This window comes from Protofrankia sp. Cr1, from assembly GCF_963555865.1.
Classification (GTDB): domain Bacteria; phylum Actinomycetota; class Actinomycetes; order Frankiales; family Frankiaceae; genus Protofrankia.
Map to the genome: position 1 here is coordinate 1 of NZ_CAUVXO010000045.1, position 11,688 is coordinate 11,688.

Annotated in this window: 7 protein-coding genes; 2 read left to right on the top strand and 5 right to left on the bottom strand. The window is 69.4% G+C overall.

Translation table 11 applies throughout. The features are described 5' to 3' along the window. The first annotated feature begins 198 nt into the window (after positions 1-198). Positions 199-3,459: an isoleucine--tRNA ligase gene (gene ileS, locus U9980_RS06620; RefSeq protein ID WP_322767127.1), complete on the top strand. Its 3,261-nt coding sequence runs from the start codon at positions 199-201 to the stop codon at positions 3,457-3,459. A 78-nt stretch (positions 3,460-3,537) separates the two neighbouring features. Here the strand turns inward: ileS and U9980_RS06625 are convergent, their stop codons facing one another. From U9980_RS06625 to ftsZ, 5 genes are all read right to left on the bottom strand, one after another. Next, positions 3,538-4,503 carry a DivIVA domain-containing protein gene (locus U9980_RS06625; RefSeq protein ID WP_322767128.1) on the bottom strand — a complete coding sequence of 322 codons (966 nt, stop codon included), beginning with the start codon at positions 4,501-4,503 and terminating at the stop codon, positions 3,538-3,540. Between the two features lie 91 nt (positions 4,504-4,594). Then, on the bottom strand, positions 4,595-4,849 hold the full coding sequence (locus tag U9980_RS06630) for a YggT family protein (RefSeq protein WP_322747509.1): 255 nt from the start codon (positions 4,847-4,849) through the stop codon (positions 4,595-4,597). An 84-nt stretch (positions 4,850-4,933) separates the two neighbouring features. Continuing rightward, the gene (locus U9980_RS06635; RefSeq protein ID WP_322752325.1) at positions 4,934-5,503 is read right to left on the bottom strand and encodes a cell division protein SepF; all 570 of its coding nucleotides are present in this window, start codon (positions 5,501-5,503) and stop codon (positions 4,934-4,936) included. A 10-nt stretch (positions 5,504-5,513) separates the two neighbouring features. Continuing rightward, positions 5,514-6,359: a YggS family pyridoxal phosphate enzyme gene (locus U9980_RS06640; protein ID WP_322767129.1), complete on the bottom strand. Its 846-nt coding sequence runs from the start codon at positions 6,357-6,359 to the stop codon at positions 5,514-5,516. Positions 6,360-6,612: 253 nt separating this feature from the next. Then, entirely contained in the window at positions 6,613-8,133 is a 1,521-nt protein-coding gene (gene ftsZ / locus U9980_RS06645; RefSeq protein WP_322752353.1) for a cell division protein FtsZ, read from the bottom strand. 1,308 nt (positions 8,134-9,441) lie between these two features. On the opposite strand from ftsZ, the gene U9980_RS06650 reads away from it, so the two are divergent. Then, positions 9,442-11,688: AAA family ATPase (locus U9980_RS06650; protein WP_322767130.1), on the top strand; the 2,247-nt coding region annotated here is incomplete at its 3' end.

The window sequence follows — 11,688 nt, forward strand, 5'->3', positions numbered from 1 at the left end:
GAGCTGCCGGAAGAACAGGGCGCCCCCGCCCCCAGTAGATCCGGTACCGCGCGCGACGAGTGGTCGTCCAGGCCGCCGCACACCGGCGTCCCGAACGGCAAGGAGGGTGGTACCGCGGTACCACCGCGCCCCGGCGACACGCCGGGTACCGCGGGGTGTCGTCCCTCCGTTGGAGCCTGATCCCGACGGAGACACACCATGCCCGACCGCGAGACGCCCGACCGCGAGACGCCTGATCACAAGACACCCGGGGACGCGCAGCCCGCCTTCCCACCGCTGCCGACCCAGGTCGACCTGCCCGCCCTCGAACGCGAGGTCCTCGGTCGCTGGACGGACCTGAAGGTCTTCCAGCGTTCGCTGGACGCGACCGCGGACGGGCCACAATGGATCTTCTACGAAGGTCCGCCGACCGCCAACGGCAAACCGGGCACCCACCATGTCGAAGCCCGGGTCTTCAAGGACCTGTTCCCCCGGTACCGCACGATGCGGGGCTTCCACGTCCCGCGCCGCGCCGGCTGGGACTGCCACGGCCTGCCCGTGGAGCTCGCCGTGGAGAAGGAACTGGGTTTCACCAGCAAGAGTGACATCGAGGCCTTCGGTATCGCCGCGTTCAACGCCCGCTGCCGCGAGTCGGTGCTGCGCCATGTCGCGGACTTCTCCCGGATGACCGAGCGCATGGGCTACTGGTGTGATCTGGACAACGCCTACCGCACGATGGACACCCCCTACATCGAGAGCGTCTGGTGGTCCCTGCAGAAGATCTTCGACAAGGGGCTGCTCGTCGAGGACCATCGCGTCACCCCGTACTGCCCGCGGGACGAGACGCCCCTGTCCGACCACGAGGTCTCCCAGGGCTACGCCGACGTGGTCGACCCCTCGGTCTACGTCCGCTTCCCGGTGACCGCCGGCCCGCTCGGCGAGGCGGGTGTCAGCCTGCTCGTCTGGACGACGACCCCGTGGACGTTGGTGTCCAACACCGCGGTCGCCGTGCATCCCGACGTCACCTATGTGGTCGCCCGGACCGCGGCCGGCGGGCGTGCCGGCGAGCTGGTGCTGGTGGCCGAGCCGCTGCTCGGTGCCGCGGTGGGGCCGGACGCCGAGGTCGTCCAGACCGTGCAGGGAGCCGATCTCGCCGGCGTGACCTACGCCCGGCCGTTCGAGCTGCTGCCGCCGGCGGATTTCGGCGCCACGGCCGCGGGCGCCACGCCCGCGCACTCGGTGGTACTCGCCGACTACGTCACCACCACCGACGGTACCGGCCTGGTCCACCAGGCCCCGGCCTTCGGCGCGGAGGACCTCGCGGTCGCTCGCGCGTACGGCCTGCCCGTGGTCAACCCGGTGGGTCGGGACGGCCGGTTCGTCGCCGGCACGCCGCTGGTAGGTGGGGTGTTCTTCAAGGACGCGGACGCGACCCTCGTCGACGACCTGCGCGCGCGTGGAGTGCTGTGGCGGGCGCAGGACTACACCCACAGCTATCCACACTGCTGGCGCTGCCACACACCGTTGATCTACTACCCGCTGCCGTCCTGGTACATCCGGACGACCGCGATCGCCGACCGGCTGCTGGCCGAAAACGAGCGCACCGACTGGCACCCCGAAAGAATCAAGAACGGACGGTTCGGCGAGTGGCTGCGCGGCAATGTCGACTGGGCACTGTCGCGCAACCGCTACTGGGGCACGCCACTGCCGATCTGGCGCTGTACAGCCGATCCGACCCACCTGACCTGCGTCGGATCGCTGCTGGAACTGTCGTCCCTGGCCGGGCGTGACCTGTCCGCGCTGGATCCGCACCGGCCGTTCGTCGACGACGTGACGATCGCCTGCCCGACCTGTTCGGCCGTGGCCAGGCGCGTCCCCGAGGTGATCGACGTCTGGTACGACAGCGGAGCGATGCCGTTCGCCCAATGGGGAGCGCCACACCGCAACGGCGAGCAGTTCGAGGGCCAGTACCCGGCGCAGTACATCTGCGAGGCCATCGACCAGACCCGCGGCTGGTTCTACACGCTGATGGCCGTCGGAACGCTGGTGTTCGACCGCTCCGCCTACGAGACCGTGCTGTGTCTGGGCCTGCTCCTGGACGCCGAGGGCCGCAAGATGAGCAAGCACATCGGTAACGTGCTGGACCCGTTCGAACTGTTCGACCGGCACGGCGCGGACGCGGTGCGCTGGCTGATGCTCGCGGCCGGGTCACCCTGGTCGGACCGCCGGGTCGGCCACGAGGCCCTTGAGGACATCGTCCGCAAGGTGCTGCTGACCTACTGGAACACCGCGTCGTTCTTCGTCCTCTACGCCAATGCCGGCGGCTGGGCACCGGGGCGCGCTGCGGCGTCCGACCCGCGCACGCGGCCCGTGCTCGACCGCTGGGCGTACTCGGAACTACATGCGACCATCACGGAGGTCACCGAAGCCCTGGACGCCTTCGACTCGCTGCGGGCCGGCCGACGCCTAGCCCGGTTCATCGACGACCTGTCCAACTGGTACGTGCGGCGCTCCCGGCGACGCTTCTGGGACGCCGATCCGGACGCCATGGAGACCCTCTACGCCTGCCTGGACGGCGTGACCCGGCTGATGGCCCCGTTCACCCCGTTCCTGACCGACGCGTTGTGGTCGAAGCTGGTGGTCGGCGTCCAACCGCAGGCCCCGGACTCGGTCCACCTGGCCGGCTGGCCGGCGGCGTCGGGTGATCTCGTGGACGCGCGGCTGGCGGCCCAGATGGACCTCGTCCGCCGGCTGGTCGAGCTCGGACGGGCGGCCAGAGCGAGCAGCGGCGTGCGGACGCGCCAGCCGCTGGCCCGCGCGGTCGTGGCGACGCCCGAGTTCGCCGGGCTCCCCGCGGACCTGCGCGCTCAGATTGCCGAGGAGCTCAACGTCACCACCGTCGAGGGCGCCACCGCCGACGTGGTCGACGTGACCGTGAAGCCGAACTTCCGGGCGCTGGGTCGCCGGTTCGGCAAGCGGACCCCGCTGGTCGCGGCTGCGATCGCCACCGCCGGCCCACCCGTGGACGGCCGTCTCACGGTCGAGGTGGACGGTGAGCGGCTCGACCTCGCCGGCGATGATCTGATCATCACCGAGACGCCGCGGGAGGGATGGGCGGTGACCTCGGAGTCAGGCCTCTCCGTCGCCCTCGATCTGGAGATCACTCCCGCGCTGCAACGCGCCGGCATCGCCCGGGACGTGGTGCGAGTCCTCCAGGATGCCCGCAAGACCTCCGGCCTGGACATCACCGACCGCGTCGAGGTCCGGTGGTCGGCGGACAGGCCGGAAACAGAGCAGGCGCTGCGGGAACACGGCTCCATCGTGGCAGCCGAGATCCTCGCCGTGACCTTCACGCAGCACGCCGGGGCTCCGGCCACCCCGGGTACCGACACCGCAGAGCCGACTCCGGCCGGTGGGGACGGGCACACCGCGCCGGATCTCGGACTGACATTCTGGCTGAGCCTGGCTGAGCCCGGCTGAGCAGGCCGACTGATCGTCGACGGCGGGCGCTCCAGGCTCCCGCCGGTCAGGCGTTTCTAGAAGTGTCCTGCGGTGTCGCTAGAAGTCCTGGAGCCCGCTCGGGTCCCGACGGGCGGGTTCCATGTCGGGCCCGCGGACGCCGCCGTTGTCACTTCCCCGTGCCATCGCTCCCGCGCCCAGTGGCGGCCCAGGTGGGAACGCCGACGTGGCACCCGGACCAGGTGCCGGATGGGAGCCGGCTGCGATCCCGGCCGGCGGCGGGGGCGGTGCGCCGGCGCCGGGGTTGAGCGGAGGCCGCGGGGTGCCGCCCGGGCCGACGGCCGGCTGGGTCGGCATGCCGTCCAGGTCGCGTAGCTGCATCTCCAGATAGGCGCGCAGCCGCGTGCGGTACTCCCGCTCGAATGCGCGCAGCTGCTCGACCTGGCCCTCCAACCGGCGCTTGTCGTCCTCTAGGCCACCGAGCTGCTCGGTGACGTGCGCCCGGGCCTCTCCGATGATGCGGTCGGCGTCCGCACGGGCTTCACGCCGCGCCCGGTCGGATTCGTTGCGGGCCTCCCGCAACGCTTCGTCCGCCGTACGCTGTGCCAGGACGAGCGTGCGGGCCACCCGCTGTTCGATCTCGGCATCGAGCTGGGAGTTGCCGGTACGGGTCGTCGCAGCCTGGGATGGCGCCGGCACCGCCGGCATCACCGCCGTCGCCGCAGCCGGCGCTGCGGAGGGGCGTTCGCGGGCGGCCTGTGCGGCCGCAACCGCCTGTGCGGCCTGCGCCTGTGCCTGGCCAACCTGGCGCCGCGCCTCTTCCAGCTGCCGGCGCAGCTGTTGGTTCTCCTCAAGCATCTGGGCGGGTACACCTGGGCCGCCGCCGCCGCCCGCGCGACGTGCCTCGTCGAGTTGTCGACGCAGGTCGGTGTTCTCGTCCAGAAGTCTGGTGAGCTCGCTCTCGACATCGTCGAGGAAGGAGTCGACCTCGTCCTCGTTGTAACCGGTGCGGAACCGGGTCGGGCTGAAGACCTTGTTCTGCACGTCCTGCGGTGTCAGAGCCACGTCGCCTCCTCATGATGCGGCATTGCCGCTCCCCCGGAGAGGGCGGTCCAGCGGCGGTCTGCCGCGCGCGTTCGCCGTGTCCGCGACTTCGTCACAGGCCATCCGCGAGTCTCCGCAAGACCATGATCACAATTAAGATCAATAAAAATCCGAGGTCGAACGCGACGCTACCCACCCGCAGGAGAGGAATGAACCGCCGGACGAATCTCAACGGAGGGTCGGTGACTGTGTACACAGACTCAAAGACTAGTACCAGGACTCCGGCGGGTCTGAAGGTGTGGCTCATCGAGAGCACAAGATCTATCACTGCACGCGCAATCATCAGCAGCAGATAGACAAGCAGCAGCGCAGAGATCACGTCACCAAGTGCGCCGATGGCGGACTCTCCTGTGCCTGCGGGGACCGTGGTCCGGTGACAGTTGACATATGATCAAGACTGATTGTAGAAGCCACCCTCGCGGATGCGCCGCTTGTCGGTCTCGGTGACCTCGACGTTGTGCGGCGAGAGCAGGAACACCTTGTTGGTGACCTTCTCGATCGACCCCCGCAGGCCGAAGACCAGGCCCGCTGCGAAGTCGACCAACCGTTTGGCATCGACGTCATCCATCTCGGTCAAATTCATGATAACCGGAGTCCCGTCGCGGAACTCCTCCCCGATCTGCCGTGCCTCGTTGTAGCTGCGCGGTTGCAGGGTGGTGATGCGATAAGGCGACGGCTCCTCGGCCGCGGGTGGTCGGCGCATCGGGACCGGACCTGTCGGCCGGAGTTGTTCGACCGGGGGACGACGCGGCATCGCAGGCGGCTCCTCACGTGCATCAATACGACGAACCGACCGCTCCGCGGGCATGGGCTCACGGGCGTCACGTCGGTCGTCACGCCGGTCGTCACGCCGATCGGCGTGGCCGGCGTCGTGACCGCCATCGTCGTACTCGTCTTCGAGGTAGTCTTCGTCCTCCTCGGCCAGGCCGAGGTAGACCATCGCCCTGCGCGCGACACCCATGGGCGCGACTCTAAGGGACACCACGCCGTTGACCGAACAAAGCCGTCCCGATGCGAAGGTGTGTCGCGCCTTCGGCCACTGCGTCCGCAAGGTCCCCGGACATGCCAGCGCTGATCACCGACGCCTCGGGATGCTCCCGCCGAAGCACGTCCGAAACCTCACGTAACCCGGCGAAGGCCGGGCGAGCTGGCACATCACGTGGCGCAACCCCCATCACCCCGGCGAGGACGAGGCCCGGCATGGCCGCCACGAGGTCGCCGAGGGCGGGTATCTCGGCCGGGCGCGCACCGCCTCGACCGGCGTCGACGCCATGGCCGTCCAGCGACACCTGCAGGCAGACGACGATCTCCCGACCGTGCACGACCGCCGCGGTGGACAGCGCGGTAACCAACGACGCCCGGTCGACCGATTGAACCCAATGCGCCCATCTGGTCACCGACCGTGCCTTGTTGCGCTGAAGTTGGCCGACGAAATGCCAACGGGGCGGAGACACCGGCGGGGACACCGGCGGGGACACAGCCGAAACCTCGCTGTCAAATAGGTGCTTCGTCACATCCGCCACCTTCGGGCGGGCCTCCTGGTCACGGTTTTCTGCGAAGTCGGTGACCCCCAGCCCGCACAACACCACGACATCCGCCGCCGGCCAGGTCTTGCTCACCGCGACAAGGGTGAGCTCACCGGCGGCACGCCCCGCCGCAGCCGCCGCGGCGGCAATCCGGTCGCGGACGTCGGCGAGGTTGAGCCGCAGATCCTCGTGCCGCCCGCCAGCGGCGCTCACGGCCAGCTCCGCCCGCGCGCCGGCGGGGATGCCACCCATTGACGCCGACACCGGGTCAGGGCCGCCAGAACCGCTCACAGCGCCGTCCCGAGCCCTCTCAGAGCGACCGGCAACGGGGACGCGGCGTCGCGGGGACGGGGCACGCAGCTCTCCGCATCGCTCCCCGTCCATCGCCACCCGTCCATCGCTGCGCGATGCACGGGTACCCCGGCTCCGTCGGTCGACACCCAACACCTCCGGTGCCTCCTCCGCAGCCTCGCGATCTACGCACCCCAGCCCCGCTCCTTGATCCACACCCCTGCTGCCGGGCACTCCTACTTGCCGAGCGCTCTTACTTGAGGAAGTCGGGGACGTCGAGCTCGTCGTCATCCTCGGCAACCGGCCGGACCGGCCGCCGCGGCGCCGGATAGCTCGGCCGATGGCCCTCCCGCGGCTCCCGATACGGCGGGTAGCCCTGATCGGCACCGGACTCGGCGCCGTCGCGTCGAGACGACGAGCCGTCGTTGCCGTAGTCCCGGTCGTCGGACACGTCCGCCACATGCCCGGGAGCCGACGTCCGCGGCTGACCCGGTTGGGACGGGGCGAACGTCGGCTGGGGGTTGTAGGCGGCCGGCGAGGAATAGGTCGGCTGCGGGTTCGGCGCGGACGCGGGCGGCGGTGTGTGCGCCGGTTGCGGTGCCGCGGCAACCGGTCGGGGTTGCGGCGTCGACGGGGCGAAAATCGGCGGCGACCCGACCGTCGTCGGCGAGGTGGACGGCGTCGTCGGGGACGAGGGGGAGCTCGTGCCCGACGTCACGGCAGGGGCTCCGGACGCTCCGGCGGTACCCGCACCGGCGGCCCCGGGTGCACCCGACTGACCGTTGCCGGGCCGGCGGGTGCTCGCCAGACCGCGGGTCCGGCGGTCCTGGACGGTGTCGAAGCCCGCGGCGATGACCGTGACCCGGACCTCGTCGCCGAGGGCATCGTCGATCACCGCACCGAAGATGATATTCGCTTCGGGGTGGGCGGCGTCCGCGACCAGCTCGGCCGCGGCGTTGATCTCGAACAGGCCGAGATCGGAGCCACCCGAGATGTTCAGCAGCACGCCCTGGGCACCGTCCATGCTGGCCTCCAGGAGAGGCGAGGCGATGGCCTGTTCGGCCGCGACGATGGCGCGATCGTCCCCACGGGCGCGTCCGATACCCATCAACGCGCTGCCCGCATGCGACATGACGGTCTTGACATCGGCGAAGTCCAGGTTGATCAGACCGGGTGTGGTGATGAGGTCGGTGATGCCCTGGACACCGGAGAGCAGGACCTGGTCGGCGCTGCGGAACGCGTCCAGCACGCTGATGTCACGATCCGTCATCGCCAGCAACCGGTCGTTCGGAATGACGATGAGCGTGTCGACTTCGTTGCGCAGGGCGTCGATTCCCGCGTCCGCCTGGGTAGCCCGGCGGCGCCCCTCGAACGTGAACGGGCGGGTGACGACACCGATGGTCAACGCGCCGAGCGACCGGGCGACATTGGCCACCACAGGCGCGCCGCCGGTGCCGGTGCCACCGCCTTCCCCAGCGGTCACGAACACCATGTCGGCGCCCTTGAGGACCTCTTCGATCTCCTCGCGGTGATCTTCGGCAGCCTGGCGACCGACCTCTGGGTCGGCACCTGCGCCGAGTCCTCGGGTGAGCTCCCGGCCGACGTCAAGCTTGACGTCGGCGTCGCTCATCAGCAGGGCTTGGGCGTCGGTATTGATCGCGATGAACTCGACGCCCTTGAGCCCGACTTCGATCATGCGGTTGACGGCGTTGACGCCGCCACCGCCAATCCCGACGACCTTGATCACCGCCAGGTAGTTCTGAGGAGCTGCCATGCGGTGTCGGTCCTCCAGCGGCATCGGTGGGCGGACGGGGGACATGCCCCAGCCGCCCGGTGCGGCGGGGAAGGCGGCGCCGAGTGGTTGGAGCAGGGAACGGCTGATGAGCTTCAACCTTCACCGTCAGCTAGACGGTTAATGTTATGTCAACTTCCAACCGTGGACCGGACAGTAGGGACGCGCAACGCGGCGGTCAAGGACGCGCCCGGCGCGTCACGCCGAACCTTCGCGTCCATCGGGTCACATCATCGCTCACCCAGCTGACCACTGCAGCTCGATCCCCCGATCCGGGTATGATGACCCGCCGACCGCCACCCTGTGGCGCGACACACACTCGAAAGATGGCTCCCACCTCGAGCACGAAGATGCGAAAAATACCATGATCGCACCACATCCAGGCGACCTGGACCCATTTTTGATCGTGGCCGGAACCACGGGATGGGCGGCTCCGGACACGGCCGGCCGCAACGCGATACGCGCGGTAATCGAATATGTACGACCGAAAGCAGCGCATCCCGTCAGAACAGACCGTACACGTCGCCTTACACAAGACGACCCGCGGCACCGATCTGAAACGATTCTCCGTGTCGACCCGGTGTGGCTCCCCGCTTCGCACCACCGGACGAGATCCTATTTTCACGACAATACGACACCGCCCGTAACGTCGACGTCAGCCCCAAACGCCAAAACACGGACAACGAATTCGAATTCCGCAACCGACCGGCAATGACCGGCGACGACGAGCGACGACGAGCGACGGGAATGGGCGAGGACCGGTGCCGGCCGGGACTCGAGCGCCACCGCCACGCGGCCCCAGCCGCCCCAGCGGCCCCAGACAGCGCGTAGCGACGTCCCGCATCCGAAGCACGCAAGAAGGACCGAAGGTGACCACAAAACGCACCAGCTCGATTACCGGATCGGAAACAACCCGGGCTGCAGGAGCTCATTTGTACACCAACAGCGACGTCCGGTAATTCCTCGCAGCGATCCCGCCGGTTGACCGAGGCCGTACGATCATGGCTCTTTTCACACCGGGGTCTGAGTCCCATCGCGCGGCGGAGCGACCCGACAGATCCGCGCGGCCCCGATGAGGACCCCTGGTTACCCGCACGTTCCCCGCCGATGTTTTGATATCCCGGGACGGGCTTGAGCCACCGAGCTGCACCCGAAGTGTCAACGAGCCGAAGGTGCCGAAATCGTGATCTTTTCAGGGTCGCCGGCCCTGAAAAGGCGACGCGGACCAAAAGCGAACAACCACCGGCCTTCGTGCCAATGAAGGCCCCGGGCAATCGAAGGGGGTGCGAGGTGGCCGCCGCCAACACGGCCGCCGGCCCTGCCGGCCGACCGCTTGCGATGGACGAGGCCGGCACGGAGCCCGGCCCGCGGATGCGCCTGGTCGCCAGCCGTGACGCAGCCACTCAACCCGCGGAACCTCCAGCTCCGCGTGAGCCCGGGGCCCGACCGAACCCGACATCCACGGGCACGGTGACCTTGCTGTTCACCGACATCGAGGGTTCGACCCGGCTCGTCCGCCAGTTTGGTGATCTTTACGGTGAGATCCTGGCCGACTGCCAGCGTCTGCAGCGTCACGCATTCGACATCGCCGGCGGCCGGGAGATCGACACCCAGGGTGACTCGTTCTTCATCGAATTCCGCACATCCAAGGACGCGGTGGCCGCGGCTGTGGCCGCTCAACACGCCCTGGCGGCCCACGCCTGGCCGGCCGACGCCCGGATCCGCGTGCGGATGGGCATCCACACCACCGAACCAACCCCGTGGACCGACCGTTTCGTCGGGCTCGGAGTGCATCGCGCCGCCCGGCTGTGTTCCGCGGGACACGGCGGTCAGGTGCTGTTGTCGGAGACCACGCACTCGCTCGTGGAGGACGGTCTGTCCACCGGTTTCGACGTCCGGTATCTCGGCGAACACTGGCTGAAGGACTTCGATCGGGCCGAGCGGATCTGGCAGCTGGTGATACCCGGCCTCCCCGATACGTTCGCCCCGTTGCGGACCCCCGACTCCTCGCTGCTGGCCGCTCCGGACAGCGAACCGGCTGACGCCGACGACGTCGACCAGCCGGACGCCCGGCACCTGGGCTGGCTGGACAACGCGGCGGACGCGCCCTTCGTCGGCCGGACGCACCAGCTTCGCGTGCTCCGGGAGGCCTGGGACCGGGCTCGATCGGGGGTCCGGGTACTCGCGCTGATCAGCGGGGAGCCCGGCATCGGCAAAACCACTCTGGCTGCGCAGGTGGCGCGGACGGCACGCGACGACGGTGGGCTCGTGCTCTACGGCCGCTGGGACGAAGAGATTCTCGCGCCCTACCAGGGATACCGGGTGGCGTTGGGTGAGTACGCCCGCACCCGCCCGAAGTCCGTGCTGCGCGCCGAGCTCGGCGAGCACGCCGACGAGATCTCCCGGCTGTTCCCCGAGGTTACCGAGCGCGTCGGGGTTGTCGGTGCCCCCCTGGCAGGCAACGCCGAGGCCGAGCGCTTTCGCCTGTTCGAGGCCCTCGACGGTTGGCTGCGCGCGATCGCCTCCCGACGTCCCGTGGTCGCCATCCTCGATGACCTGCAGTGGGCGGACCGCTCGTCGCTACTCCTGCTGGCGCACCTGATGCGGCTGCCGCGGGCGACACCGCTGCTGGTGATGGCCACCTACCGCGACACGGGCCACGGAGAGCTGGCGTCCTTCCTGCCGGCACTGACTCGCGACACCGAGTGCCGGCGGGTGCGGTTGGGCGGGCTCGACCCCGAGGAGACCGTGGCGTTGGTCGGGCGGGTCTGCGGTCGGGACCTCACCGAACCAGGCCGCGAGTTGGCCCTCGAGTTACAGGCCGATACGGCGGGCAACCCGTTCTTCCTGACCGAGATGGTGCGCCACCTGGTCGACCTCGAAGCGTTGGCGTCACCTTCCGGAGAACCCGGGCCGCCGGCGGTGCGCGACAAACATGATCGCACCGCCTTTGGCCAGTCACTGACCGGAGAACCCGGGCCGCCGGCGGTGCGCGACAAACATGATCGCACCGCCTTTGGCCAGTCACTGACCGGAGAACCCGGGCGTCGGACGGGCTCCGGGGCTGTAGAGATCCCTGAAACCGTGCGCGATGTGGTGCGGTGGCGCCTGAGCCGGCTGTCCCCGCAGTGCCAGCCGACGCTCGCCGTCGCGTCGGTGATCGGCCACGAATTCGACATCGACGTCCTGGCCGCCGCGGCACCGATCGATGACCTCGAGCTGCTCGACCTGCTCGACGAGGCCGGGCAGGCCGGCCTGGTACATGAGGCTTCCGACGCCCCCGCGCGCTACGTCTTCGCCCATTCGGTGGTGCGCCGGGTGCTGCGCGACGGTCTGGGCCGTACCCGTACCGCACGGCTGCACCGGCGGATCGCCGACATCCTGGCGGAGCGCCCGGGAACGGCACCGGCCGAGCTCGCCCACCACTACTGGGAATGCACGGACCCGGCTGTTACCGACCGGACCACCTATTACGCGCGCCTCGCCGGCGACCGCGCGCTGCAGGAAGCAGCGTTCGACAACGCCGTATTCCACTAC

What these genes read in the sequence shown, in the direction of transcription:
- ftsZ (WP_322752353.1), bottom strand. Translation starts at nt 8,133, where the DNA reads ATGGCAGCTCCTCAGAACTACCTGGCGGTGATCAAGGTCGTCGGGATT.
- U9980_RS06635 (WP_322752325.1), bottom strand. Translation starts at nt 5,503, where the DNA reads ATGGGTGTCGCGCGCAGGGCGATGGTCTACCTCGGCCTGGCCGAGGAG.
- ileS (WP_322767127.1), top strand. Translation starts at nt 199, where the DNA reads ATGCCCGACCGCGAGACGCCCGACCGCGAGACGCCTGATCACAAGACA.